The 24,069-nt window shown below is 57.5% G+C and carries 28 protein-coding genes; 6 read left to right on the plus strand and 22 right to left on the minus strand.

Going from position 1 to position 24,069, the window contains the following annotated elements; genetic code table 11:
• Positions 1-23 precede the first annotated feature (23 nt).
• From bfd to fkpA, 10 genes are all read right to left on the minus strand, one after another.
• Positions 24-218, minus strand: coding sequence for a bacterioferritin-associated ferredoxin (gene bfd, locus V1599_RS00945; RefSeq protein WP_003863268.1), 195 nt, complete (start codon positions 216-218; stop codon positions 24-26).
• 178 nt (positions 219-396) lie between these two features.
• Complete coding sequence (tuf, locus tag V1599_RS00950) at positions 397-1,581, minus strand: elongation factor Tu (protein ID WP_153689292.1); 1,185 nt, start codon at positions 1,579-1,581, stop codon at positions 397-399.
• 69 nt (positions 1,582-1,650) lie between these two features.
• A complete protein-coding gene (fusA, locus tag V1599_RS00955; protein ID WP_112011729.1) occupies positions 1,651-3,765 on the minus strand; it encodes an elongation factor G in 2,115 nt (704 codons plus the stop codon).
• 96 nt (positions 3,766-3,861) lie between these two features.
• A complete protein-coding gene (gene rpsG, locus V1599_RS00960; RefSeq protein ID WP_004106370.1) occupies positions 3,862-4,332 on the minus strand; it encodes a 30S ribosomal protein S7 in 471 nt (156 codons plus the stop codon).
• 96 nt (positions 4,333-4,428) lie between these two features.
• Positions 4,429-4,803 (minus strand): 30S ribosomal protein S12, encoded by a 375-nt coding sequence (rpsL, locus tag V1599_RS00965; RefSeq protein WP_000246815.1) that lies wholly within the window; start codon positions 4,801-4,803, stop codon positions 4,429-4,431.
• Between the two features lie 124 nt (positions 4,804-4,927).
• Positions 4,928-5,215, minus strand: coding sequence for a sulfurtransferase complex subunit TusB (gene tusB, locus V1599_RS00970; RefSeq protein ID WP_395300885.1), 288 nt, complete (start codon positions 5,213-5,215; stop codon positions 4,928-4,930).
• A gap of 7 nt (positions 5,216-5,222) precedes the next feature.
• Entirely contained in the window at positions 5,223-5,582 is a 360-nt protein-coding gene (gene tusC / locus V1599_RS00975) for a sulfurtransferase complex subunit TusC (RefSeq protein WP_112011732.1), read from the minus strand.
• Complete coding sequence (gene tusD, locus V1599_RS00980) at positions 5,582-5,968, minus strand: sulfurtransferase complex subunit TusD (RefSeq protein ID WP_395300886.1); 387 nt, start codon at positions 5,966-5,968, stop codon at positions 5,582-5,584. Before tusD ends, tusC begins: the two co-directional genes overlap by 1 nt.
• Entirely contained in the window at positions 5,968-6,690 is a 723-nt protein-coding gene (locus V1599_RS00985; RefSeq protein ID WP_297116984.1) for a transcriptional regulator, read from the minus strand. The genes tusD and V1599_RS00985 overlap by 1 nt, the downstream gene beginning before the upstream one ends.
• A gap of 165 nt (positions 6,691-6,855) precedes the next feature.
• Positions 6,856-7,674, minus strand: coding sequence for an FKBP-type peptidyl-prolyl cis-trans isomerase (gene fkpA / locus V1599_RS00990; RefSeq protein WP_395300887.1), 819 nt, complete (start codon positions 7,672-7,674; stop codon positions 6,856-6,858).
• Between the two features lie 238 nt (positions 7,675-7,912).
• Here fkpA and V1599_RS00995 point away from each other — a divergent pair, with 238 nt between their 5' ends.
• Positions 7,913-8,131 carry a protein SlyX gene (locus V1599_RS00995; protein WP_112011736.1) on the plus strand — a complete coding sequence of 73 codons (219 nt, stop codon included), beginning with the start codon at positions 7,913-7,915 and terminating at the stop codon, positions 8,129-8,131.
• A gap of 199 nt (positions 8,132-8,330) precedes the next feature.
• Here the strand turns inward: V1599_RS00995 and slyD are convergent, their stop codons facing one another.
• The 4 genes from slyD to kefG all read right to left on the minus strand — a co-directional run bounded on the left by slyD (position 8,331) and on the right by kefG (position 11,589).
• Positions 8,331-8,924, minus strand: coding sequence for a peptidylprolyl isomerase (slyD, locus tag V1599_RS01000; protein WP_112011737.1), 594 nt, complete (start codon positions 8,922-8,924; stop codon positions 8,331-8,333).
• A gap of 94 nt (positions 8,925-9,018) precedes the next feature.
• Positions 9,019-9,219: a YheV family putative zinc ribbon protein gene (locus tag V1599_RS01005; RefSeq protein WP_112011738.1), complete on the minus strand. Its 201-nt coding sequence runs from the start codon at positions 9,217-9,219 to the stop codon at positions 9,019-9,021.
• A gap of 13 nt (positions 9,220-9,232) precedes the next feature.
• Positions 9,233-11,038 carry a glutathione-regulated potassium-efflux system protein KefB gene (gene kefB, locus V1599_RS01010; RefSeq protein WP_395300888.1) on the minus strand — a complete coding sequence of 602 codons (1,806 nt, stop codon included), beginning with the start codon at positions 11,036-11,038 and terminating at the stop codon, positions 9,233-9,235.
• On the minus strand, positions 11,038-11,589 hold the full coding sequence (gene kefG / locus V1599_RS01015; RefSeq protein ID WP_297116999.1) for a glutathione-regulated potassium-efflux system ancillary protein KefG: 552 nt from the start codon (positions 11,587-11,589) through the stop codon (positions 11,038-11,040). The genes kefB and kefG overlap by 1 nt, the downstream gene beginning before the upstream one ends.
• 132 nt (positions 11,590-11,721) lie before the next feature.
• Between kefG and V1599_RS01020 the strand changes: the two genes are divergently transcribed.
• Positions 11,722-13,626 (plus strand): ABC transporter ATP-binding protein, encoded by a 1,905-nt coding sequence (locus tag V1599_RS01020; protein ID WP_395300889.1) that lies wholly within the window; start codon positions 11,722-11,724, stop codon positions 13,624-13,626.
• A 16-nt stretch (positions 13,627-13,642) separates the two neighbouring features.
• Complete coding sequence (locus V1599_RS01025) at positions 13,643-14,575, plus strand: LysR family transcriptional regulator (protein ID WP_297117004.1); 933 nt, start codon at positions 13,643-13,645, stop codon at positions 14,573-14,575.
• Between the two features lie 35 nt (positions 14,576-14,610).
• On the opposite strand, the gene mdcH is transcribed toward V1599_RS01025, so the two are convergent.
• The 8 genes from mdcH to mdcA form a co-directional block, all read right to left on the minus strand.
• Positions 14,611-15,507 carry a malonate decarboxylase subunit epsilon gene (gene mdcH / locus V1599_RS01030; protein ID WP_395300890.1) on the minus strand — a complete coding sequence of 299 codons (897 nt, stop codon included), beginning with the start codon at positions 15,505-15,507 and terminating at the stop codon, positions 14,611-14,613.
• The gene (locus V1599_RS01035) at positions 15,507-16,124 is read right to left on the minus strand and encodes a malonate decarboxylase holo-ACP synthase (RefSeq protein WP_112011744.1); all 618 of its coding nucleotides are present in this window, start codon (positions 16,122-16,124) and stop codon (positions 15,507-15,509) included. The genes mdcH and V1599_RS01035 overlap by 1 nt, the downstream gene beginning before the upstream one ends.
• A 2-nt stretch (positions 16,125-16,126) precedes the next feature.
• On the minus strand, positions 16,127-17,086 hold the full coding sequence (locus V1599_RS01040; protein WP_112011745.1) for an AEC family transporter: 960 nt from the start codon (positions 17,084-17,086) through the stop codon (positions 16,127-16,129).
• A 121-nt stretch (positions 17,087-17,207) separates the two neighbouring features.
• Positions 17,208-18,008, minus strand: a complete 801-nt coding sequence (gene mdcE, locus V1599_RS01045; RefSeq protein ID WP_112011853.1) for a biotin-independent malonate decarboxylase subunit gamma — start codon at positions 18,006-18,008, stop codon at positions 17,208-17,210.
• On the minus strand, positions 18,008-18,841 hold the full coding sequence (locus tag V1599_RS01050; RefSeq protein WP_046886743.1) for a biotin-independent malonate decarboxylase subunit beta: 834 nt from the start codon (positions 18,839-18,841) through the stop codon (positions 18,008-18,010). The genes mdcE and V1599_RS01050 overlap by 1 nt, the downstream gene beginning before the upstream one ends.
• Positions 18,834-19,133: a malonate decarboxylase acyl carrier protein gene (mdcC, locus tag V1599_RS01055; RefSeq protein WP_006177845.1), complete on the minus strand. Its 300-nt coding sequence runs from the start codon at positions 19,131-19,133 to the stop codon at positions 18,834-18,836. The genes V1599_RS01050 and mdcC overlap by 8 nt, the downstream gene beginning before the upstream one ends.
• Before the next feature lie 9 nt (positions 19,134-19,142).
• Positions 19,143-20,000 carry a triphosphoribosyl-dephospho-CoA synthase gene (locus V1599_RS01060; protein ID WP_112011746.1) on the minus strand — a complete coding sequence of 286 codons (858 nt, stop codon included), beginning with the start codon at positions 19,998-20,000 and terminating at the stop codon, positions 19,143-19,145.
• On the minus strand, positions 20,000-21,655 hold the full coding sequence (gene mdcA / locus V1599_RS01065; protein ID WP_395300891.1) for a malonate decarboxylase subunit alpha: 1,656 nt from the start codon (positions 21,653-21,655) through the stop codon (positions 20,000-20,002). The genes V1599_RS01060 and mdcA overlap by 1 nt, the downstream gene beginning before the upstream one ends.
• Positions 21,656-21,882: 227 nt before the next feature.
• On the opposite strand from mdcA, the gene V1599_RS01070 reads away from it, so the two are divergent.
• From V1599_RS01070 to V1599_RS01080, 3 genes are read left to right on the plus strand one after another with little or no spacing between them, the layout of a single operon-like run.
• A complete protein-coding gene (locus V1599_RS01070; RefSeq protein WP_112011748.1) occupies positions 21,883-22,905 on the plus strand; it encodes a hydrolase in 1,023 nt (340 codons plus the stop codon).
• Entirely contained in the window at positions 22,902-23,120 is a 219-nt protein-coding gene (locus V1599_RS01075) for a YheU family protein (protein WP_112011749.1), read from the plus strand. Before V1599_RS01070 ends, V1599_RS01075 begins: the two co-directional genes overlap by 4 nt.
• A gap of 30 nt (positions 23,121-23,150) precedes the next feature.
• Positions 23,151-24,020 carry a phosphoribulokinase gene (locus V1599_RS01080; protein WP_112011750.1) on the plus strand — a complete coding sequence of 290 codons (870 nt, stop codon included), beginning with the start codon at positions 23,151-23,153 and terminating at the stop codon, positions 24,018-24,020.
• Positions 24,021-24,069 lie beyond the last annotated feature (49 nt).

The following is a 24,069-nucleotide window of genomic DNA, read 5'->3' on the forward strand; positions in this document are numbered from 1 at the left end:
GATGTCAAAAAAAAGATAGACGCTCAGGCAATCTCTTTGAATTCTGGGATCTGCATCAGTTCATCCTGCATGATCTCACGGGCAGCACGAACGCACTTACCGCATTGATTTCCTACTGGAACAAACTTGCGAAGCTGCTGAAATGACTGAGGCTGAAACTGGCGAACGGCCTGGCGGATTTTTTTGTCACTCACACCATTACATAAACAAACGTACATAAACACTCCCGTTCAAAATATGCGCAAAGTGTAAGTGAGAATGGTTATGATTACAATAGCACAAACGCCATGATACGGGGCGGGAGCGAACAAAAAATGCGAATGTTTGCGGTAAAACAAAAAACAAACTAACAAAAAAGGACGCCGAAGCGTCCTTTTTTTAGTCAGGGATAATGAATTAGCCCAGAACTTTAGCAACAACGCCCGCGCCAACGGTACGGCCGCCTTCACGGATTGCGAAACGCAGACCGTCGTCCATCGCGATTGGGTGGATCAGCGTCACAACCATCTTGATGTTGTCGCCTGGCATTACCATCTCTACGCCTTCTGGCAGTTCGATGGTACCGGTCACGTCAGTTGTACGGAAGTAGAACTGTGGACGGTAGCCTTTGAAGAACGGAGTATGACGGCCGCCTTCGTCTTTGGACAGGATGTACACTTCAGATTCGAACTTGGTGTGTGGCTTGATTGAGCCTGGCTTCGCCAGAACCTGACCACGTTCGATTTCTTCACGTTTGATACCACGCAGCAGAACACCAACGTTCTCACCAGCACGGCCTTCGTCCAGCAGTTTGCGGAACATTTCAACGCCAGTACAGGTAGACTTCGCAGTCTCTTTGATACCAACGATTTCAACTTCTTCGCCAACTTTGATGATACCGCGCTCTACACGACCGGTAACAACGGTACCACGACCGGAGATGGAGAATACGTCTTCGATTGGCAGCAGGAACGGCTTGTCAATCGCACGCTCTGGTTCTGGAATGTAAGAATCCAGGAAGCCAGCCAGTTCGATGATTTTCGCTTCCCACTCTGCTTCGCCTTCCAGCGCTTTCAGCGCGGAACCACGAACGATTGGGGTGTCGTCGCCTGGGAAATCGTACTGAGACAGCAGTTCACGAACTTCCATCTCTACCAGTTCCAGCAGCTCTTCGTCATCAACCATGTCGCACTTGTTCAGGAACACGATGATGAAAGGAACGCCTACCTGACGACCCAGCAGGATGTGCTCACGGGTCTGAGGCATTGGGCCGTCAGTCGCAGCAACAACCAGGATCGCGCCGTCCATCTGCGCAGCACCGGTGATCATGTTTTTAACATAGTCGGCGTGGCCCGGGCAGTCTACGTGTGCGTAGTGGCGAGTCGGGGTGTCATATTCAACGTGAGACGTGTTGATGGTGATACCACGAGCTTTTTCTTCTGGTGCGTTATCGATCTGGTCGAAAGCACGAGCAGCACCGCCGTAGGTTTTAGCCAGTACGGTAGTAATTGCAGCAGTCAGGGTAGTTTTACCATGGTCAACGTGGCCGATAGTACCAACGTTGACGTGCGGTTTTGTACGTTCAAATTTTTCTTTAGACACGGCTATATTCCTTACTATAGTGCTCTCCCCTTTGGAGAGAGCACGGGACTTAGGTTTTAATCCTGTGGATTACTTACCACGGGCTTCGATAACGGCCTGAGCAACGTTGTTAGGCGCATCATCATACTTCAGGAATTCCATGGTGTATGATGCACGACCTTTGGTCAGAGAACGCAGCTGAGTTGCATATCCGAACATTTCAGACAGCGGAACTTCAGCGTGGATCTTAACGCCAGTTACTTCGGATTCCTGACCGCGCAGCATACCGCGACGACGGCTCAAGTCACCGATAACGTCACCGGTGTTCTCTTCAGGAGTTTCAACTTCAACCTTCATGATTGGCTCAAGCAGAACTGGTTTTGCTTTCTTAAAGCCTTCTTTAAAGGCAATAGACGCAGCCAGTTTAAACGCCAGTTCAGAGGAGTCAACGTCGTGGTAAGAACCGAAGTGCAGACGAACACCCATGTCAACAACCGGATAACCAGCCAGTGGACCTGCTTTCAGCTGCTCCTGGATACCTTTATCAACGGCAGGGATGTATTCGCCAGGAATTACACCACCTTTGATGTCGTTGATGAACTCATAACCTTTAGGGTTAGAGCCCGGCTCCAGTGGGTACATGTCGATCACAACGTGACCGTACTGACCGCGACCACCAGACTGCTTAGCGTGTTTACCTTCAACATCGGTCACTTTCGCGCGAATCGCTTCGCGGTATGCAACCTGAGGTTTACCCACGTTCGCTTCAACGTTGAATTCACGCTTCATACGGTCAACGATGATGTCCAGGTGGAGTTCACCCATACCCGCGATGATGGTCTGGTTAGATTCTTCATCAGTCCATACGCGGAATGATGGGTCTTCTTTAGCCAGACGACCCAGAGCCAGACCCATTTTTTCCTGGTCAGCTTTGGTTTTTGGTTCAACGGCGATGGAGATTACCGGCTCTGGGAATTCCATACGCTCCAGAATGATCGGGTGATCCGGGTCACACAGGGTGTCACCAGTGGTCACGTCTTTCAGACCGATAGCTGCAGCGATGTCGCCCGCACGAACTTCTTTGATCTCTTCACGTTTGTTAGCGTGCATCTGTACGATACGGCCAAAACGCTCGCGCGCCGCTTTCACGGAGTTCAGGATGGTGTCACCGGAGTTAACCACACCAGAATATACGCGGAAGAAGGTCAGGTTACCCACGAATGGGTCGGTAGCAATTTTGAACGCCAGTGCAGAGAACGGCTCGTCATCGCTTGCGTGACGCTCAGCCGGAGTATCTTTACCGTCGTCCAGGATACCGTTGATCGCAGGAACGTCAACCGGGGATGGCAGGTAGTCAACTACCGCATCCAGCATTGCCTGCACACCTTTGTTCTTGAACGCAGAGCCACAGGTAACCAGGATGATTTCGTTGTTCAGAACGCGCTGACGCAGAGCTTTTTTGATCTCTTCTTCAGTCAGTTCTTCACCGCCCAGGTATTTTTCCATCAGCTCTTCAGAAGCTTCTGCTGCGGATTCGATCAGGTTCTGGTGCCATTCGTCAGCCAGGTCCTGCATCTCTGCCGGGATATCTTCGTATTCGAAGGTAACGCCCGCATCTGCTTCATTCCAGTTGATGGCTTTCATTTTCACCAGGTCGATAACGCCGGTGAAACCTTCTTCAGCACCAATTGCCAGCTGCAGCGGAACAGGGTTCGCGCCCAGACGGGTTTTGATCTGGCCAACAACTTTCAGGAAGTTAGCACCCATACGGTCCATTTTGTTAACGAACGCGATGCGTGGAACTTTATATTTGTTAGCCTGACGCCATACGGTTTCAGACTGTGGCTGAACACCACCAACTGCGCAATAAACCATTACCGCGCCGTCAAGAACACGCATGGAACGTTCTACTTCGATGGTGAAGTCAACGTGCCCCGGGGTGTCGATGATGTTTACGCGATGCGGTTCGTACTGCTTAGCCATACCTGACCAGAATGCAGTAGTCGCTGCGGAGGTGATAGTAATACCACGCTCCTGCTCCTGTTCCATCCAGTCCATGGTGGCTGCGCCGTCATGAACTTCACCGATTTTGTGGTTTACACCGGTGTAGAACAGAATACGTTCGGTAGTAGTGGTTTTACCGGCGTCGATGTGCGCACTGATACCGATGTTACGATAGCGTGCGATGGGTGTTGTACGAGCCATTTGATTCCTCGTTTATATCTTTAGGCGTTCAGTTAAGTTACCCAGAGCGGGCGGCTTCTCTGAAGCGCCCGCCTGGTGACTAATACTCCGAAGGGATTACCAACGGTAGTGTGCGAACGCCTTGTTGGCTTCTGCCATACGGTGAACGTCTTCACGTTTCTTAACTGCAGTACCTTTGTTGTCTGCAGCATCAGAAAGTTCGTTCGCCAGACGCAGAGCCATGGATTTATCACCGCGTTTACGAGCAGCTTCAACGATCCAACGCATTGCCAGAGCATTACGACGAACCGGACGAACTTCAACTGGAACCTGATAAGTAGAACCACCAACGCGGCGGGACTTAACTTCTACAGTTGGGCGAACGTTGTCGAGAGCGACTTCGAAAGCTTCCAGTTCATTTTTACCAGAACGCTGAGCCAGGGTCTCAAGCGCGCTGTATACGATTGCTTCTGCAGTAGATTTTTTACCATCTACCATCAGGATATTTACAAATTTTGCCAGCAGTTCTGATCCGAACTTCGGATCTGGAAGGATTTTACGCTGACCAATGACGCGACGACGTGGCATGGGAATACTCCGTTGTTAATTCAGGATTGTCCAAAACTCTACGAGTTTAGTTTGACATTAAGATAAATCAGTTTGGCCTTACTTAACGGAGAACCATTAAGCCTTAGGACGCTTCACGCCGTACTTGGAGCGAGCCTGCTTACGGTCTTTAACACCAGAGCAGTCAAGCGCACCACGAACGGTGTGGTAACGAACACCCGGAAGGTCTTTAACACGACCGCCACGGATCAGGATCACGGAGTGTTCCTGCAGGTTGTGACCTTCACCACCGATGTAGGAAGTCACTTCAAAACCGTTAGTCAAACGCACACGGCATACTTTACGCAGTGCGGAGTTTGGTTTCTTAGGAGTGGTGGTATATACACGAGTACATACGCCACGTTTCTGCGGGCAGGCTTCCAGCGCAGGCACGTTGCTTTTTGCAACTTTGCGAGCGCGTGGTTTGCGTACCAGCTGGTTAACTGTTGCCATTAAATAGCTCCTGGTTTTAGCTTTTGCTTCGTAAACACGTAATAAATCGACCTCATACAATATGAGGACGCGAAATTTTAGGGCCACGTCGAAAAGGTGTCAAGAAATATACAGCGATCTCAGATCACCAGTTCATTTGACTGGGGTGCTTCAGCGTCAGATTAACGAAATCAGTATAGCCAACAACGTTAATTTTGGTTGAATTTTGACCACCAAGGCCTCGCGCATCGAGATCGTCCTTGAGCGCAGAGACCGTTATGGGGGCATTGTTGAGAATTTCAACAAAGCGGCTACCCGCAACCGCGGCGAGAACGCCATCCTGGATCAGCAACAGGTCATCACCCTCTCGCAGCATGCTCAACAGCGTTTCGATGTCACATTGCCAGGGAGAATGGCTCAGGGTATGGAGCATGACGGCCTCAGAAAGTCAGAATGGTATCGTAGTGAGAAAGTTTATCGCGCAGGGCGGCAGACGCCAGTATCTCAACATCCAGCACCAGCTGAACGGTGCCGTTCAGCCCGCGCGAGGCTAGCGAGTCCGCGCACACATAGAGATTGTCAATGTCGTACAGCGGCAGCACTTTAAAAGTTGCAATGTAATCCCGCGCGAGAATAGCCTGCGGCTGCTGGCCGGCCAGCAGCTGGAACACGCCGTCGCCCAGAAAGAATACGCCGATGTCCTCGGTTAAAGCCGAGGTTGCCAGTAAGGCGTCCAGCCCTTCTCTGCCTGACGCACTACCGTGCGGTGCGGAGGTAAAAACAAACGCCACGCGTTTCATCAGAATTGCACCACTCTGTCGCAGGTCAGCGCAGCCTGCGCCAGCGCGCCTAAGCCACTCAGCGAAAACCCCGGCTGCAGGTTAGCTCCCGATAGTCCAAGGCGCTCGGCCTCTGCATTATCCGTCACGCCTCGACGCAGCGCCGCGGCCACGCAGATGTGCAGCTCCACGCCTTGCGTCTCATGTAATGCTTGCCAGGCGCGTACGATGTCAAATTCATCGCTCGCCGGTGAAGTCAGCTGATTCGCGTTGTACACGCCTTCACGATAGAAGAACACGCTCGCCAGCTCGTGACCGGCGTCAAGCAGCGCGCGGGCAAACTGCAGCGCACTGCTGGCCTGCTGGGTTCCATAGGCCGGTCCTGTGACCATTAACGCATAGCGCATTACTTGTCTTGCCCTGCGAAATCGCCGCTTTTGAACTGGCGAATGTAGAGGTAAACCGTGTGCTTGGAGATGTTCAGGCGATCGGCCACCTGGTTGATGGCATCTTTAATATCGAAGATACCCTTCTCGTAGAGGTTCAGCACAATCTGTCGATTCTTGGCGTTGTTCGATACGTTGCGATCGGCATTTACCTCTTCAATCGTAAACTCAAGCGTCTGGGTGACAAGATCTTCAACAGAAGAAGCAAAGTTCACGGAAGAGCCCACGTCGGGGGTTTCCGGGGGAATAAAGGTGCTCATGATCTGAGAGAACGGTACATCAAGGTTGATGTTGATGCACAGCAGCCCGATCACGCGGTGGTCGCGGTTTCGAATCGCGATAGTTTCTGATTTCATCAGCACGCCGCTTTTCGCGCGGGTGAAATAGCATTTGGAGACGCTGCTGTCCGCGCCGGTCATGTCATGCAGCATGCGCAGAGCAAGGTCGGTGATCGGAGAACCAATTTTGCGGCCTGTGTGTTCACCGTTGGCAATGCGGATGGCAGAACACTTTAGATCCTGCAAAGAGTGCAATACGATTTCACAGTGGGACCCAATGAGCATCGCTAACCCGTCCACCACCGCTTCGTAGGATTTGAGAATATCGAAGTCGGTCTGATCGAAAGGACGTTGATCCAGCAAATCGAGTTCACTGGTTTCATTGGTTAAAAGCGACCTGGACATGAAAAAAACACTCCTTTTCAGGAGCCTGTCGTTACGTTTTCAGGGCAGGCTCATTATCTACACGGACAACTAAATTAATACAGCGTGTATAACGCTTTCCAGTGTTAATTATATCTGCCCCACAATAAAAAAACCGCCGCCTTATCGGCGGCGGCTTTTACAGCATTACTTCTTAGCGGCTGCGGCTTTATCGTCAGCCGGAGCGTCTGCTTTCGCATCCGCTTTCGGTGCCGGCTTGATGTCCAGCAGTTCTACATCGAAGACCAGCGTAGAGTTCGCTGGGATGCCCGGAACGCCGGTTTTGCCGTAAGCCAGATCCGGTGGAATGACCAGCTTGATTTTACCGCCTTTCTTGATGTTCTTCAGACCTTCGGTCCAGCCTGGGATAACGCCATCCAGACGGAAGGAGAGAGGTTCACCGCGGGTATAAGAGTTATCAAACTCTTTACCGTCAATCAGCGTGCCTTTGTAGTTAACAACAACGGTATCGCTGTCTTTCGGCGCATCGCCGGTGCCTTCTTTCTCTACTTTATATACCAGGCCGGTAGAAGAAGTTTTTACGCCTTTCTCTTTAGCAAAGGTATCGCGGTAAGCCTTACCTTTTGCTTCGTTGTCTTTAGCATCTGCTTCCATTTTGGTCTGAGCGGCGCCTTTCACGCGCGCTTCAAACGCCTGCAGCGTTTTCTCGATGTCCTGGTCAGACAGCTTGCTCTTATCAGCAAACGCGTCCTGAACGCCCGCGATCAGCTGGGCTTTATCCAGTTTAATGCCCAGTTTTTCTTGCTCTTTCAGAGAGTTTTCCATGTAACGGCCCAGAGATGCGCCAAGTGCGTAGGCGGATTTCTGGTCGTCATTTTTAAATGCCGCTTTGCTGTCTGCAGTCGCAGCAGGCTTCGCAGCAGTATCAGCCGCGAAAGACAGCGGCGCGTTCAGCGCGACGGCCATCGTAGTCGCCAGCAGCGTAACTTTGAACAGTGATTTCATCCATTTCTCCAGGGCCTGGGGACTCTCACCCCAGCATTAAACGTAAATGAGTAACGTACTATAAAGCGTTGCGGAAGAAATCTACAGACAGACTCCCCCGAATCGCAGCACTTTTCAGACTATTTTTGTTTAAATTAGTTTCTTACCGTCAGGATGAGTACTGCACGTAAAGTTAAACTCAGTTAAACTTCGCCGCCGCTGGCAGGCAAAGTCCATTGAGGCATAAACGAGGTGAACGATGAAGGACACAATGATTGAAGCGAGACTGGCTGAACTGGAAAGCCGCCTGGCTTTTCAGGACATCACCATCGAAGAGTTGAACCAGACCGTGACCGCGCACGAGCTCGAAATGGCGAAACTGCGGGATTTGATGCGTCTGTTAACCGAGAAGCTGAAGGCAACGCAGTCATCACATATCGCGTCCCAGTCTGAAGAGACGCCACCACCTCATTATTGAGGCGTAAAAAAGCGGGATAACAATCCCGCTTTTTTTGTGCCCGGTGGCGCGAAGCTTACCGGGCCTACATACCAAATACCCTATGGATTTCGAGTCGCAGGACCGCGGCAAGCTTGAAAATCCCCGGGAGCATAGATAGCTATGTAACCGGGGTTTGAAAGCGCAGCCAACGCACCTGCGGCTTGAAAGACGACGGGTATTAGTGGCAGCCGCAGCCGCCGTTACCGCCGCAACCACCTTTACCGTGGTCGTGACCATGGTCGTGATCGTGGCCGTGACCGCCGCAGCAACCGTCGTGGCCGTGTTCGTGGTCATGGTCGTGGCCGTGCGCGCCGTGAACGTGGCCATGAGCCAGCTCTTCTTCGGTCGCTTCACGAATAGCCACAACTTCAACGTTAAACTTCAGGTTCTGGCCAGCCAGCATGTGGTTGCCGTCAACCACAACGTGGTCGTCTTCCACTTCAGTGATTTCAACCGGCACCGGGCCCTGGTCAGTTTCAGCCAGGAAGCGCATGCCAACCTGCAGCTCGTCAACGCCCATGAACACGTCTTTAGGAACGCGCTGAACCAGGTTGTCGTCATACTGACCGTAAGCGTCGTTTGCGCCTACAGCAACGTCAAATTTATCGCCAACGTCGTGACCTTCCAGCGCGGTTTCCAGGCCGGAGATCAGGGAACCGTGACCATGCAGGTAGTCCAGCGGCGCACTCACCGGAGACTCATCAACCAACACACCGTCTTCTGTACGTACCTGATAGGCCAGGCTGACCACCAGGTCTTTTGCTACTTTCATGATATCTCCTGAGCGTGGGAAAATTGCTGGCGCAGATTGTAGCGGAAATCTGCACCCGTGTACCCTTTAGCTTAAAAAAACTCAGGGCATATCGCTAGTCTGGATGAAAAATCCCGATCACTTGCTCTTCTTTGCGAACGTGATCGCGGGCCTCTTTGTCGGCCTCGCGCATCTGGTGGCCGCACTTAACACACTCAACAATATCGATATTATTTTCGCGCCACATGGCCAGCGTATCTTGCGCCTGGCAGCCGGGGCATTTTGCGCCCGCGATAAAGCGTTTACGTACAGCCATCTTTCGTTACCCTTTATTCAAATTCATCCCAGCCGTCCAGCTGGCGTCGTTCCTGCTGCATCTCACGCTGGAAAATCTCTTCCAGCTCGCGACGCGCCTCCCGCACGCGAGATATTTGCGCCGTGTCGCTGTGCACCGGCATCAGTTCGCGCAGCATCCGCATGTCCAGCCTGCGGAAGTGCATTTGCGCGCGCTGCGCCTGATGGGGATGCATCCCGAGCGATACCAGCGCCTTGCGCCCCAGCTCCAGCGCGCTGGAGAAGGTTTCGCGAGAGAAGTGTTTCACACCCGCCTGCAAAAGTTCGTGCGCTTCAACACGTCCGCGCGCCCGCGCCAGAATATGCAGATGCGGGAAATGCTGCTGGCACAGCTCAACCAGCTTCATCGTATCTTCCGGGTCATTACAGGTGATGACGATGGATTCAGCCGCTTCCGCGCCCGCCGATCGCAGCAGCTCAAGCTGGGTGGCATCGCCGTAATACACTTTATAGCCATATTTACGCATCAGGTTTACAGCGCTGATGTCCCTTTCCAGCACCGTAATGCGCATTTTGTTCGCCATCAGCAGGCGACCAATCACCTGCCCGAAGCGGCCAAAGCCCACCACGATCACCTGCGGCTTATCGTCTTCTACCCACGGCGCTTCATCTTCATCATCCGTCGGGTTTAAGCGCCGCGAGAGGACCTTATCCACCAGCTTCATCAGCAGCGGCGTGGTCATCATCGACAGCGTCACCGTCACCAGCAGCAGCGCCATCTGGTCATCCTTAAATAGCTTCTGAGACGACGCCGTCGAGAACAGCACGAACGCGAACTCGCCGCCCTGGCTCAGCACGCTGGCAAACTGCATTCTTTCCGAACTGCGCAGGCCGTAAATGCGCGCCAGCCCGTAGAGCACCAGCGTCTTCACCGCAACCAGCACCGCGACGCTCGCGATCACCCACAGCATATGCGTATAAAGCACGCCCAGGTTCAGCGCCATTCCCACCGAAATAAAGAACAGCCCGAGGAGCAGCCCTTTAAACGGATCGATAGCCGTTTCCAGCTCGTGACGGTATTCGCTTTCCGCAAGCAGCACCCCGGCGATAAACGTCCCGAGCGCCATCGACAGCCCCAGCGCGTCCATAAACAGCGCCGAGCCCAGCACCAGCAGCAGCGTTGCGGCGGTGAACACCTCGCGTACGCCCGACGCGGCGATAAAGCGGAACACCGGGCGCAGCAAGAAGCGTCCGCCAATCAGCATGCCCGCAAACGCCAGCACCTTCATGGAGATCTTCACCCAGTCGAAATGGTCGTCGCCGGAGCCGGCCAGCAGCGGCACCAGCGCCAGCGCCGGGATCACCGCTAAATCCTGAAACAGCAGCACCGAAAAGCCGAGCTGGCCGGCCTCGTTGCGGTTCATGCCTTTGTCGCGCATCATCTGCAGCGCCATCGCGGTGGAGGACATCGCCAGGCCAATGCCGCCAATCACCGCCGCCTGCCACGAGAAGTTCGTCAGCATCAGCAGCCCGGCCAGGATCGCGGCGCTAAACAGCACCTGCGCCGCGCCAACGCCGAAGATGGAGCGCCGAAGCTGCCACAGCTTGGACGGGTTCAGCTCCAGCCCGATGATGAACATCAGGAACACCACGCCGAGCTCGGAGAAGTGGAGTATTTCATCCACGTCGCTGATAAACCCAAGCCCCCACGGGCCAATGGCAATCCCCGCCAGCAGGTAGCCCAGCACGGCGCCAATGCCGATGCGCGCGGCCAGCGGCACGGCCACCACCGCCGCGAAGAGAAACAGCACGCCGGCAAGAAGCAGATTCGATCCTTCCATCAGCGGCCTCCTGTCGACGTCGGCGACGCCAGCCATTCGCCGTAGGCTCTGGCGTGGCTCGCCAGCTCTTCCGGCCTCTGCCGGCGCGCCCAGTAGACGATAATCGGGCTCATCCAGTGCATGCGGCACATCGCCGCGGTCAGCTCGAAGGGACGAAGGATATCGCTCATCGGATAGCGGTTAAGCCCGTCATGGCGGTAGGCGCTTTCCGGCTCGCCCGTGGTTATCACGCTACGCCAGTACTTTCCCGCCAGCTGGTTCCCCCCTACCCCGCTGGAGAACCCCCGGCTCAGCACGCGGTCCAGCCACTCCTTCAGCAGCGCCGGGCAGCTGTAGGTATACAGCGGATGCTGGAACACAATCACGTCGTGCTGGCGCAGCAGTTCCTGCTCGTGGGGAATATCGATAAAAAAATCAGGATAGTGCGCGTAGAGATCGTGCACCGTCACGTTACTGAGCTGTGTAGCCGGCTTAAGCAGAACGCGGTTTGCCACCGAGTCCTGTGATTCCGGATGGGCATACAGCAGCAGCACTTTCGCTGTCTGAGACATCACTCCCCTCCCGGTTCTGTTTTTGTGTATTGTTGTCGTTTTGGGCTACCATGGCGGCCCGGTGGGGAATATGGCCCACACCTTACATTATCATAATGACAAATTAACATAGTCGGAACATACGGCGCTTCTATGATTGTTTTCTCCTCGTTACAAATTCGTCGCGGCGTACGCGTCCTGCTGGACAACGCTACGGCCACCATCAATCCGGGCCAGAAGGTGGGCCTGGTCGGCAAAAACGGCTGCGGTAAATCCACCCTGCTGGCGCTGCTGAAAAACGAGATTAGCGCGGACGGCGGTAACTTTACCTATCCAGGAAACTGGCAGTTGGCCTGGGTAAACCAGGAAACGCCCGCGCTGAGCGAACCGGCGCTCGACTATGTTATTGACGGCGACCGCGAATACCGCAGGCTGGAGGCAGAGCTTAACGCCGCGAACGAACGCAACGACGGCCACGCCATCGCCACCGTTCACGGCAAGCTGGACGCCATCGACGCGTGGACCATCCGCGCCCGCGCCTCCAGCCTGCTGCACGGCCTGGGCTTCAGCAACGAACAGCTGGAACGCCCGGTCAGCGACTTCTCCGGCGGCTGGCGCATGCGCCTCAACCTGGCCCAGGCGCTGATCTGCCGCTCTGACCTGCTGCTGCTCGATGAACCAACCAACCACCTCGATCTCGATGCGGTAATTTGGCTGGAGAAGTGGCTCAAGAGCTATCAGGGCACTCTGATTCTGATCTCCCACGACCGCGACTTCCTCGACCCGGTCGTCGATAAAATCATTCATATCGAACAGCAAACGATGTTCGAATACACCGGCAACTACAGCTCCTTCGAGCGCCAGCGCGCCACGCGCCTTGCGCAGCAGCAGTCGATGTACGAAAGCCAGCAGCAGCGCGTGGCGCACCTGCAAAGTTTTGTCGATCGCTTCAAGGCCAAGGCCTCGAAAGCCAAGCAGGCGCAGAGCCGCATCAAGATGCTGGAGCGCATGGAGATGATTGCCCCGGCGCACGTGGACAACCCGTTCCACTTCAGCTTCCGCGCGCCGGAAAGCCTGCCGAACCCGCTCCTGAAGATGGAGAAAGTCAGCGCAGGCTATGCCGACCGTATCATTCTCGACTCCATCAAGCTCAACCTGGTGCCGGGCTCGCGCATCGGTCTTTTAGGGCGTAACGGTGCCGGTAAATCGACGCTGATCAAGCTGCTGGCGGGCGAGCTTAACCCCCTCAGCGGCGAAATTGGCCTGGCAAAGGGCATCAAGCTTGGCTACTTCGCCCAGCATCAGCTGGAATTTTTACGCGCCGATGAATCCCCTATTCAGCATCTCGCGCGCCTGGCACCGCAGGAGATGGAGCAGAAGCTGCGCGACTACCTCGGCGGCTTCGGCTTCCAGGGCGACAAAGTCACCGAAAACACCGAGCGCTTCTCCGGCGGCGAAAAAGCGCGCCTGGTGCTGGCGCTGATCGTCTGGCAGCGCCCGAACCTGCTGCTGCTCGATGAACCGACCAACCACCTCGACCTCGACATGCGTCAGGCGCTGACCGAAGCGCTGATTGAGTTCGAAGGCGCGCTGGTTGTCGTCTCGCACGACCGCCACCTGATCCGATCCACCACCGACGATCTCTACCTGGTACACGACGGCAAGGTTGAACCTTTCGACGGCGACCTGGAGGACTATCAGCAGTGGCTGACGGACGTGCAGAAGCAGGAGAACCAGCCGGACGACTCGGCAAAAGATAACGCCAACAGCGCGCAGGCGCGTAAAGATCAGAAGCGCCGTGAAGCGGAGCTGCGCACCCAGACGCAGCCGCTGCGCAAAGAGATTGCCCGTCTTGAAAAAGAGATGGAGAAGCTCAACGCCACGCTCGCCGCCGTTGAAGAGAAGCTGGGCGACAGCGGGCTGTACGATCAGAGCCGTAAAGCGGAGCTGACCGACTGCCTGCAAACCCAGGCGAAGACGAAATCCAGCCTCGAAGCGTGTGAGATGGCGTGGCTGGACGCACAGGAACAGCTGGAAGCGATGCTGCAGGCCGACTAGGCCATTGGGGAGGGTTATGACTATCGATATCACGAGCGACATTACGTTTCGCAAGCTCGGCATTTTCATGACCTTTATGGAAAAGGGCAATATTGCGCGCACCGCCGAGGCGTTAAACCTGAGCGGCGTGAGCGTGCACCGCGCGCTGCACACGCTGGAAGAGAACGTGCGCTGCCCGCTGTTTACCCACAAGGGACGTAACCTGATTGCGCTCCCCTCCGCCTGGACGCTGCTGGAATACTGCCAGGAGGTGATGCAGGTGATGGCGCGCGGTCTTGAGGAGTCCCGCAAAATTGCGGGCGTCGGTCAGGGTCGCCTGCGCGTGGGCACGCTCTATTCGCTAACGCTGGAAACCGTGCCGCGCCTGATCATGGGCATGAAGCTGCGCCGTCCGGATCTGGAAATGGATCTGACGATGGGCTCTAACGACGCGCTGCTGCACATGCTGGACGAGGGCACGCTGGACGCGATTTTAATCTCCATTTCTGAAAGCGACATCGACCGCAACACGCTGGAGGTTCTGCCCCTTTTCCACGACGACATCTTCCTTGCCGCTCCGGCCTCCGCCACGCTGAACGCCAGCGGGCCTGCGGACCTGCGGGACTACAAGGACCAAAAGTTTGTCTCGCTGGCGGAAGGTTTTGCCACCTACGCCGGGTTCCAGGAAGCCTTTCATATCGCCGGTTTCGAGCCGGAGATCGTCACCCGCGTGAACGACATTTTCTCAATGCTGAGCCTGGTGCAGGCGGGCGTTGGCTTTACGCTGATGCCGGGCAGGATGAAGAAGGTGTATGAAAACTCGGTGCAACTGCTGAAGCTGGCGCAGCCGTATCAGATGCAGCAGCTGATCGCCATCGTCTTTGCCCGCAACCGCGAGCAGGACCCCAGCCTGCGCGCGCTGGCCGCCGAAGGGCGGATGTATGCCAGAAGTTTGCAGGACAGTGCCTGATGTTATTGCCCGGCTGCGCCTGACCGGGCAAAAAGTCACCGCTGAAGCCGCCCCGCCAAATGCACCGCCACGTCTACCCCGCTGCGCTCCAGCGAAATCGTCTCGCCTTCCCAGGATGCCTGCCGCGTCAGGCAGGTTAACACGCCGCCGGGGGGCATCTCGATCGCCAGCCGCGCCTCGCGCTCGTTGGCGGAAATCATCGCCTCCTGCCAGCGTACGGTGCGCGCCATATTCATCGCCAGATCGTCGGCGATCTTCTCCGGCTGCCAGAGCACGCGCCCGGTGCTGCCGCTAAGATACGCGCAGCGCGGGCGAGAGAGCGTCACCGTTTCAAACGCCGCCACCAGCTTCTGCGCCGGTTCCGCCAGCAGTTCGCAGTGCGACGGCACGCTAACGGCCAGCCGGTGCGCCTTGTTCGCCCCTTTCTCCAGCGCACGCTTCGCCACCTGCGCCATGCCCTCGTCGGTTCCGGCAATCACGATCTGCGTTTCGGCATTCAGGTTGGCGATATAGGTTCCGGTACCGTCGATAAGCTGCTCCACCTGCGGCAGGGTCAGCCCCATAATCGCCGTCAGGCCGTAGCCGTGCGGATAGGCTTGCTCCATTAAATCGCCGCGCAGCGCCACTAGCCTAATCGCGTCGGTGAAATCCAGCGCGCCCGCGATAACCGCCGCAGGATACGCGCCGATGGACAGCCCGCTGACGATATCCGGCGTTACGCCGCGTCGCTCAAGCTCGCGCGCCCAGGCGACACCCGCGATCAGCAGCGAAAGCTGCACCCCGCGGGTATGGGATAACGAAGCTGCGCTATCCAGCGTATCAACCTCCGTCCCCAGCGCCTCGCGAGCCTGAGCCAGCTCGGTGCCCGGCAGGTTTTGCAGCATGCCTTCATGCTGCGTGCCCTGCCCCGGAAAAGTAAACAGTATTTTCATCACGCCTCCCTGTGCCACGGGTCCGTCACCAGACGCGGCCCGCGGCGGGTTTTCAACAGCGTTTTGCTGTCGCGCAGCCATTCCGCCAGCGCAAAGCCGCCCTCGGGCGTATCCACCTGCGTATCTGCCCGGCACAGCGCGCGGCCAAGCTGCGACTGCCATGTGGCAAACGCACCGGGGGAAATCGGCTGCGGGGCGCGGATCAGCAGGTCGAGATCGCTGTCGGCATGGATAACCGGAATGCCGGTCGCCAGCGCGTAGCCGGTGCTGCCGGTAATCCCCCATTTCCACGGCCACGGCTGCTGAGAAAGCTGAAGCGCCACCTGCACCGGCGGCTGCGTCACAAACGGCGAGCGCAGCAGATCGGCGGTCACGCTCAGCGATTCGGGTGACACCACGCGCGTTACGCGTTCGGGCTTCACCCATCCGGCCGCCCGCTGGTCGCGGCGCAATCCGCGCACGCCAACGGGAATACGGCCTTCGCTATCAACATCACGCCGCACCACCACCGGCAGGCCGGTATGCCATACCGCATCTACCCAGTCGTCGGTGATGCCTTCCAGCGCGTCTCGCGCAGAAAGCCAGATGAGGTCGTGCGGGCGTAACGTTGTGGTCATGATTACATTCCTGAAGTCAGCGAGATAAACAGCGGCAGCGACAGGATACACAGTACGGAGCTTAACAGCAGCACGGCTTCTGCATCCGGCGACTGCACGCCAAAGCGGTTACCGAACACCACGCCGAAGAAGCCCGCAGAAAGCGCAATCATCAGGATAGCGGTGATTGCCACGGAGCCGTGCAGGCCGAAGATGAGCACAATACCCCAGGCAATCGCCGGCTGGATCAGCAGCTTGGCGATGGTGGAAGCGATCACCATGGTGTTGATCTGCAGCTTGCGGGCAGAGAGGATCACCCCGGTCAGGAACAGCGCGGCAGCCGTTGCGGAGAGGCCCAGCGGTTTAATCGCCGCGAGAACCAGTTCCGGCATTTTGATGCCGATAGCGGAGAGGATCACCCCCAGCAGCGGGCCCATAACGATCGGTTTTTTAATCGAGCGCCACATCAGCACCGGCAGCATGGAGAGCGTGGAGCCGGTGTTGCCGCCTTCGGCGCGCGCTTTTTCACGCTCCAGAATCAGCAGGCAGAACGGCGTCATCAGCACGGAGCCGCAGGCGATAGAAACGGCCACGGAAAGCGAGGTAGACGAGCTTTCCCCCAGCACGCTGCCCAAAATAGGCAGGCCGAGCGCGGCGTAGTTCGGCAGGGCGACGGTCAGCGTCAGCACGGCCGCATCCTGTGGCGATTTTTTAAAGACCTTGGTCGCGAGGAAGTAGATGGCCGCATAGGTTATCCACATCGCCAGGGTCAGCACCAGGATCAGCGGCGACTGGGCGACGATGCCGGTCCACGGCGTTTGCACGGTCGCGCTGAACAGCGCGGCGGGCAGGGCGAAATCCATCACGAAGATATTAAGCAGGGAAACATTTTTGTTATCGACCATCTTTGCTTTGCCGGCCCAGAATCCCAGCAGCATGATGACGAAAATCGGTGCAAGAGCATGAACAATTACGTAAGTCATAATTCACCTGTAGTAAAAAAGTTTAAGCACTGGCGCGATGATTATTATTTTCAGGATGCAGGTTCCCGCGTGGGCGCAACGTACGCCCACGGGGTTGTGCATCTGGCAGGTCTCTTTTTACTTACCAGCTTGCCCGCATGCGTTCGCGTACGAGGGCAGAGCTGCGGCGGTTGTCAGCACCCAGGCGGTTTTTCAGCGTGGCGTCCTGACGCGCGTCGTTGATGGCCTGTTGCAGGGTGGTTTTCACCAGCGTCAGATCGTTTTCAGAAGGTGCATCCGGGTTGCTGATGTCCAGCAGGCTGGAAAGCAGCCCCAGCGTGGCGTAGTTGCTGATGTCATAGGCCATCGGCGGGATCGTCGCGGCCAGTTTTTCCAGCGCCTCTACGGTACGCAGCGTAATGCGCGCCGCAGATTCTTTACCCATCGCGTGGATCAGCACGCCCTTATCGTTGAAGGCGATCAGGCGGTTGGCCTGGTAGCCGTGCGCCAGAAACGCGCCGGACATCGCCTTGCCGACGATAAGCCCAATCACCGGGTGACCGGCCAGACGCGCGTTTGCATACGCGGCAGCGGCACCCGCCAGCGCCTGGTGAATACCAAACGCCTCTTCGCGACGGCCATAGGCCTGGCTTGGGACGTCGATCACCGCCACAATCGGGCGCTTCACGGCTTTATTGGCATCCGCCGCGACGGTTTCGCTGACCACCTTCGCCAGCGTCCAGCCTTCCAGCAGCCCCACCTCACCCTGCGCCGCGCGCGGGAAGTGGTTGTTGGCGTCCGGCACCACGGCAACGAAACGCACCGCTTCACCGTTCAGCTCGCCGTCGGCCGCCTGCACGGACGGGCATAATCCTTCTAGACGTTTTGCGTTCGGAGCGAGGGTTTCCAGCCAGAGTTCGCCACGGCTCATTGAATTACTCATCATTTCACCTCCCGGGCAAAAAGCGCTTTAATCTGTTCGGCATCGGCCTGTTTGCGGGTGTCGAAGTTCGTCAGGCGATTCAGGTAATCGTCGTAGTTATCGGTACGGTGCTTCGCGGGCACGCCTTTCGCAATCGCGTCGTTCATCGCCGCTTTCACCGCGTTGACGCCGTCGCCCACCAGCGCATCCACCAGGCCGCTTTCATAGCGCACTTCGCCGCCGGTCATGCTCCAGATAAACGGACGGTCGCGGGAGTCGTACTCTTCAATCCCCGCTTCCTGCTCGATAACCTGCGGACCGTTCAGGCCGAGACGCGCTTCGCGGGTCACAATCAGGTAGCTGCACAGCGCCGCCGCGATGGACATCCCGCCGAAGCAGCCCACGGTTCCCGCTACAATCCCGATCACCGGCGTGTAGCGACGCAGGTCAACAATCGCCGCGTGGATATCGGCAATCGCCGCCAGGCCAAGGTTGGCTTCCTGCAAGCGCACGCCGCCGGTTTCGAGGCACAGCACCGCCTGAGTCGGAATGCCGTTGCGGTTATCTTCCGCCGCCAGCTCCAGCGCCGCCGCCATTTTGGCGCCGGACACTTCGCCCATGCTGCCGCCCTGGAACGCGCCTTCGATGGCAACCACCACGGCAGGCTGGCCGTTGATGGTGCCTTTCGCGACGACCATGCCGTCATCTGCCTGCGGCACAATGCCCTGCGGCCCAAGCCACGGAGAGATAATGCCTTCAAACGGATCCAGCAGTTCGCGGTAGCTGCCCTCGTCCAGCAGCGCCTGCGCGCGCTGGCGCGCTTTTAGTTCGATAAAGCTGCTGTCATCACGCATGGCTCACCCCCTCAAAAACCTGTTCGATACGAATGCGCGCCACGCCCGGCGTCGCGCCGAAGTCGTGGATGGTCAGCTTGCCTGCGGGCAGGCTGCTGACGGTTTGCAGGCGGGTAAACAGGGCTTCCCAGCGGCCGCGGCTGTTGTCGACGGAGGTGGTGATATCGATGGTTAAGGTCTGGCCCGGTTCGGCGGCGAAAAGCACCTCCATATCCCCGGAACCAACAACCCCTGCCAGCGCCTTACCGCTTAACGCGCGGCTGGCGGGCATGGTTAATGTGATTTTTTCCATAACATCCTCTTAATGCTTTGAATAAGACGTTTCGACGCGGTCGAGAAACAGCGTGGCGGCGAGCAGGTCGGCAGCGCCGCCCGGCGAGGCGTTAAGTGCCAGCATCTGACGATCTAACGTTGCCAGCGCCAGTTGGCCCGCGGGCGTGGCGCAGCCGCCGGCGCGCAAAACGGCACGGGCGCCGTCCTGCATGGCGTCAAGCCCCTCCATTCCGGCGCGCGACAGCACGCAGGTATCGGTGAGCGACGTCATGATCGCCATCAGCGCGTCGAGCCTCGCCTGCGCTTCGCTGCTGCCGTTCAGGCGGCTGAGGCGAAGCTGCGGCAGCGCGCGCTGCATCACGTGCGGAAACGCCTGCTGCGCCTCTTCACGCGCGCCCGGTACGCGGTAGCGATGCGTGGCGCGCAGCCCTTTGCTGAACACTTTCGGCGCCGCGTCGTCCGGCAGCTTTGCCAGCCGGGCGGCGGTGTCTGCGACGGTTTGCGCAGAGGCGTCGCCGCCCTGCATCGCCACCGCGCTGACCAGTAATCCCAGCGCCCAAATCGCGCCCCGGTGGGTATTGACCCCGCCGGTTGCCTTCATCATCTGCTGCTCGCCTTCGCGGCCAAGCCGCCCGACGGTTTGCCTGAGCGCAACGTCAGCCGGACGCTGCCAGCTCTGCTGCGCCAGCGCCTGAAACGTAGGGGTCAGGCTGTGCGCGGAGCGCTCCATTAGCGCGAGCGATAAATCGTGGTGCGCGCCGTTCCCCCGGCTGTCCACCAGACCGGGTTTCGGGCTCAGTCGCGCTTCGTCAATCAGACACTGCGTGGCGGTTCGCGCCAGCCATTCGGCACCGCCTTCAACCTGAATCTGGGGCAGAAGTTTCATTACCAGCTCCGGAATTTCGCAGGTGGGTTATACAGACCGCCGGACCACTCAACGAGGTCAGACACGCTGCCTGCCGCCAGCAGAGAGCGGGTAGCGTCGGTGCGGCGAATGCCCATATCTTCCGGATAAACAACCTTGCCGCTCTGGCGCAGTTCCGCCACGCGTTTGGCGTCAACGCCCAGGCCGATATCGGTGATCCCCGCAACGGCAGCCACCATGGCGCGGCGCTCTTCCATGTCTTTGGCGCGATAGAGGTAGGCAATCCCCTCTTCGGTCAGGACGTGGGTCACGTCATCGCCGTAGATCATGACCGGTGCCAGCGGCATGCCGGAGGCTTTTGCCACGTCCACCGCATCGAGTTTTTCCACGAAGGTTGGCTTCACGCCCGCCTGGAAGGTTTCCACCATCTGCACGACCAGTTTTTTACCGCGCTGCATCGGATCGGGTTCGGTGATCATGTTCAGCCAGGCCGGCGTGGCGTGGCGGCGACCGTGCGGATCGTGGCCCATGTTTGGCGCGCCGCCGAAGCCGGAAAGACGACCGCGGGTCACTGTTGAGGAGTTGGCGTAGCCGTCAACCTGGAGCGTTGACCCAATGAACATATCTACCGCGTACTGACCTGCCAGCTGGCAGAAGGCACGGTTGGAGCGCATGGAGCCGTCGGCGCCGGTAAAGAAGACGTCAGGGCGGGCGCGGATGTACTCTTCCATCCCCAGCTCGCCGCCGAAGCAGTGCACGCTTTCGACCCAGCCGCTCTCAATCGCCGGGATAAGCGTTGGGTGCGGGTTCAGGGTCCAGTGCTTACAGATTTTGCCCTTCAGGCCGAGCTGTTCGCCGTAGGTCGGCAGCAGCAGCTCAATCGCTGCGGTGTTAAAGCCGATCCCGTGGTTAAGGGACTGCACCTGGTGCTCCGCGTAGATGCCCTTAATCGCCATCATCGCCATCAGGATGTGTTCCTGTTTGATCAGGCGCGGGTCACGGGTGAACAGCGGTTCGATGAAGAACGGCTTGTCGGCCACGACTACGTAGTCAATCCATGAACCCGGAATATCCACGCGCGGCAGATCGCACTCGTCGTCCACCAGTTCGTTGACCTGAGCAATAACGATCCCGTCGTGGAACGCGGCGGCTTCCACCAGCGCTGGCGTATCTTCGGTACTCGCGCCGGTGTAGATGTTGCCTTTGCGGTCAGCCTTAAAGCCGGCAATCAGCGCCACGTTCGGCGAGAGGTCGACGTACAGGCGGGAGTAGAGTTCGATGTAGGTGTGGATCGCGCCGATTTCGAGCTGGCCATCTTCCAGAAGCTGCGAGATACGCAGGCTCTGCGTGCCGGAGAAGGAGAAGTCCAGCTTGCGGGCGATGCCCTTCTCGAAGATATCCAGATGCTCGCTGCGGCCCACGCTTGGCATAATCATATGCAGGTCGTGGACGATTTGCGGGTTTACTTCAGCAAGCGAGCGGGAAAGGAAATCCGCCTGCTTTTGGTTGTTGCCTTCCAGCACAACCTTGTCGCCGGGGGCGATTAATTTTTCCAGCATGGCGACCAAATCGCCCGTTGGCAGTACCTTGCCCTGCACCGGCACAGAGGCCAGACGACGCGCTTTCTCGGTGCGTCGAGTGTTCCACTGCCGAGTGGGTGTTTGCCCAGATAACATTATTAACCTCCTGATTCAGCACATCATTCTGATTGCTTAACGTTGAGTGAAGTGTGCGCTCTGGTGAGAAAGGCATCAATTAAGCGTAGGGCGGAATCATTAGCCTGAGAGTAATAATCTCGGTAAATATTTGTGATCGGGATCAGTTCATGTTTCGGAAAACCAGGCTAAACGGGGTACAATTCGGAAGGTATCGTAAATAACTGACAACAATTAACATCGCCGTTATGACCCAAATAATCCCGTCCGACTTCGAGATCGCAGGCGAAGAGAGCGCCGAGTTCGTGCCCATGCGCGGCGCGGCAAACCCGCACCTGCAAACCATGCTGCCGCGCCTGATCCGCCGCAGGCTTCAGTTCACGCCGCACTGGCAGCGCCTGGATTTGCCGGACGGCGACTTCGTGGACCTCGCCTGGAGCGAAGATCCCGAGCAGGCCCGCCACAAGCCGCGGCTGGTGGTGTTTCACGGTCTGGAGGGCAGCCTGCACAGCCCGTACGCGCACGGCCTGATCCAGGCCGCGAAAGAACGCGGCTGGCTCGGCGTAGTGATGCATTTTCGCGGATGCAGCGGCGAACCGAACCGCCAGAAGCGGATTTACCATTCGGGTGAAACCGAAGACGGCACGTGGTTTTTAACGTGGCTGCGGGATAATTTTGGCCGCGTGCCGACGGCGGCGGTGGGCTATTCACTCGGCGGGAACATGCTGGCCTGCCTGCTGGCAAAAGAAAAAGACGCGGTTCCGCTGGATGCCGCCGTCATCGTCTCCGCACCGTTTATGCTCGAGCAGTGCAGTTACCATATGGAAAAAGGGTTTTCCCGGGTCTACCAGCGCTACCTGCTCAACCTGCTGAAGGCCAACGCCGCGCGCAAGCTCAAGGCCTATCCGGATACGCTGCCCGTCAGCCTGCAGCAGCTTAAGCGCGTAAAACGCCTGCGCGAGTTTGACGATCTGATTACCTCAAAGATCCACGGCTTCGCCGACGCGATTGACTATTACCGCCAGTGCAGCGCGATGCCGTTGCTCAATCAAATTACAAAGCCGACGCTGATTATTCACGCGAAAGACGATCCGTTCATGGATCATCACTCGATTCCGGCTCCCGAGCATTTACCGGCGAACGTGCAGTACCAGCTCACCGAGTACGGCGGGCACGTCGGCTTCGTCGGCGGCACGCTGCGCCGACCGAAAATGTGGCTGGAGACGCGTATCCCCGACTGGCTTACGACTTATCTGGAAGGTGTTAAATGATTATCCCCTGGCAGGATCTGTCTCCCGAAACGCTCGATAATCTGATTGAAAGCTTTGTATTACGCGAAGGCACCGATTATGGTGAACAAGAGCGTTCGCTTGAACAAAAGGTCGACGATGTGAAGCGCCAGCTGAAAAGCGGCGACGTGGTGCTGGTGTGGTCAGAACTGCATGAAACGGTCAATATCATGCCCCGCAACGCGTTTCACGGCTGATCTTTACATCTTTCCAGTCAGGGAGTTGCTATGTCTGCCAGACATCCGGTTATTGCCGTAACGGGTTCGAGTGGTGCGGGCACCACTACCACCAGCCTCGCCTTTCGCAAAATTTTCGCCCAGCTCAACCTGCGGGCGGCAGAGGTTGAGGGCGACAGCTTTCACCGCTACACGCGCCCCGAAATGGACATGGCCATCCGCAAGGCGCGCGATATGGGCAAACACATCAGCTATTTCGGCCCGGAGGCCAACGATTTCGGCCTGCTGGAGCAGACGTTTATTGAATACGGCCAGACCGGCAAGGGGCAGTCGCGCAAGTACCTGCACACCTATGACGAAGCCGTGCCGTGGAATCAGGTTCCGGGCACCTTCACCCCGTGGCAGCCGCTGCCGGAGCCAACGGACGTGCTGTTTTACGAAGGGCTGCACGGCGGCGTGGTCACCCCGCAGCACGACGTGGCGCGCCACGTTGACCTGCTGGTCGGCGTGGTGCCTATCGTCAACCTGGAGTGGATCCAGAAGCTCACCCGCGACATCAGCGAGCGCGGGCACTCGCGCGAGGCGGTAATGGACTCCGTGGTGCGCTCCATGGAAGATTACATCAACTACCTGACGCCGCAGTTCTCACGCACCCACATCAACTTCCAGCGCGTGCCGACGGTAGACACCTCCAACCCGTTCGCGGCGAAAAGCATTCCTTCTCTGGACGAAAGCTTCGTGGTGATCCATTTCCGCAATCTGGAAGGGATTGATTACCCGTGGCTGCTGGCGATGCTGCAGGGTTCGTTTATTTCTCATATGAACACACTGGTGGTTCCGGGCGGGAAAATGGGGCTGGCGATGGAGTTAATCATGACGCCGCTGGTGCAGCGGCTGATGGAAGGCAAGCAGATCGCGTGAGCATATTCCCTCTCCCCGTGGGAGAGGGCTAGAGTGTGGGCATCAACAG

The organism is Enterobacter sp. ECC-175, assembly GCF_043968675.1.
Taxonomy (GTDB): Bacteria; Pseudomonadota; Gammaproteobacteria; order Enterobacterales; family Enterobacteriaceae; genus Enterobacter.

What these genes read in the sequence shown, in the direction of transcription:
- bfd (WP_003863268.1), bottom strand. Translation starts at nt 218, where the DNA reads ATGTACGTTTGTTTATGTAATGGTGTGAGTGACAAAAAAATCCGCCAG.
- fusA (WP_112011729.1), bottom strand. Translation starts at nt 3,765, where the DNA reads ATGGCTCGTACAACACCCATCGCACGCTATCGTAACATCGGTATCAGT.
- rpsG (WP_004106370.1), bottom strand. Translation starts at nt 4,332, where the DNA reads ATGCCACGTCGTCGCGTCATTGGTCAGCGTAAAATCCTTCCAGATCCG.
- rpsL (WP_000246815.1), bottom strand. Translation starts at nt 4,803, where the DNA reads ATGGCAACAGTTAACCAGCTGGTACGCAAACCACGCGCTCGCAAAGTT.
- tusB (WP_395300885.1), bottom strand. Translation starts at nt 5,215, where the DNA reads ATGCTCCATACCCTGAGCCATTCTCCCTGGCAATGTGACATCGAAACG.
- tusC (WP_112011732.1), bottom strand. Translation starts at nt 5,582, where the DNA reads ATGAAACGCGTGGCGTTTGTTTTTACCTCCGCACCGCACGGTAGTGCG.
- tusD (WP_395300886.1), bottom strand. Translation starts at nt 5,968, where the DNA reads ATGCGCTATGCGTTAATGGTCACAGGACCGGCCTATGGAACCCAGCAG.
- V1599_RS00985 (WP_297116984.1), bottom strand. Translation starts at nt 6,690, where the DNA reads ATGTCCAGGTCGCTTTTAACCAATGAAACCAGTGAACTCGATTTGCTG.
- fkpA (WP_395300887.1), bottom strand. Translation starts at nt 7,674, where the DNA reads ATGAAATCACTGTTCAAAGTTACGCTGCTGGCGACTACGATGGCCGTC.
- V1599_RS00995 (WP_112011736.1), top strand. Translation starts at nt 7,913, where the DNA reads ATGAAGGACACAATGATTGAAGCGAGACTGGCTGAACTGGAAAGCCGC.
- slyD (WP_112011737.1), bottom strand. Translation starts at nt 8,924, where the DNA reads ATGAAAGTAGCAAAAGACCTGGTGGTCAGCCTGGCCTATCAGGTACGT.
- V1599_RS01005 (WP_112011738.1), bottom strand. Translation starts at nt 9,219, where the DNA reads ATGGCTGTACGTAAACGCTTTATCGCGGGCGCAAAATGCCCCGGCTGC.
- kefB (WP_395300888.1), bottom strand. Translation starts at nt 11,038, where the DNA reads ATGGAAGGATCGAATCTGCTTCTTGCCGGCGTGCTGTTTCTCTTCGCG.
- kefG (WP_297116999.1), bottom strand. Translation starts at nt 11,589, where the DNA reads ATGTCTCAGACAGCGAAAGTGCTGCTGCTGTATGCCCATCCGGAATCA.
- V1599_RS01020 (WP_395300889.1), top strand. Translation starts at nt 11,722, where the DNA reads ATGATTGTTTTCTCCTCGTTACAAATTCGTCGCGGCGTACGCGTCCTG.
- V1599_RS01025 (WP_297117004.1), top strand. Translation starts at nt 13,643, where the DNA reads ATGACTATCGATATCACGAGCGACATTACGTTTCGCAAGCTCGGCATT.
- mdcH (WP_395300890.1), bottom strand. Translation starts at nt 15,507, where the DNA reads ATGAAAATACTGTTTACTTTTCCGGGGCAGGGCACGCAGCATGAAGGC.
- V1599_RS01035 (WP_112011744.1), bottom strand. Translation starts at nt 16,124, where the DNA reads ATGACCACAACGTTACGCCCGCACGACCTCATCTGGCTTTCTGCGCGA.
- V1599_RS01040 (WP_112011745.1), bottom strand. Translation starts at nt 17,086, where the DNA reads ATGACTTACGTAATTGTTCATGCTCTTGCACCGATTTTCGTCATCATG.
- mdcE (WP_112011853.1), bottom strand. Translation starts at nt 18,008, where the DNA reads ATGAGTAATTCAATGAGCCGTGGCGAACTCTGGCTGGAAACCCTCGCT.
- V1599_RS01050 (WP_046886743.1), bottom strand. Translation starts at nt 18,841, where the DNA reads ATGCGTGATGACAGCAGCTTTATCGAACTAAAAGCGCGCCAGCGCGCG.
- mdcC (WP_006177845.1), bottom strand. Translation starts at nt 19,133, where the DNA reads ATGGAAAAAATCACATTAACCATGCCCGCCAGCCGCGCGTTAAGCGGT.
- V1599_RS01060 (WP_112011746.1), bottom strand. Translation starts at nt 20,000, where the DNA reads ATGAAACTTCTGCCCCAGATTCAGGTTGAAGGCGGTGCCGAATGGCTG.
- mdcA (WP_395300891.1), bottom strand. Translation starts at nt 21,655, where the DNA reads ATGTTATCTGGGCAAACACCCACTCGGCAGTGGAACACTCGACGCACC.
- V1599_RS01070 (WP_112011748.1), top strand. Translation starts at nt 21,883, where the DNA reads ATGACCCAAATAATCCCGTCCGACTTCGAGATCGCAGGCGAAGAGAGC.
- V1599_RS01075 (WP_112011749.1), top strand. Translation starts at nt 22,902, where the DNA reads ATGATTATCCCCTGGCAGGATCTGTCTCCCGAAACGCTCGATAATCTG.
- V1599_RS01080 (WP_112011750.1), top strand. Translation starts at nt 23,151, where the DNA reads ATGTCTGCCAGACATCCGGTTATTGCCGTAACGGGTTCGAGTGGTGCG.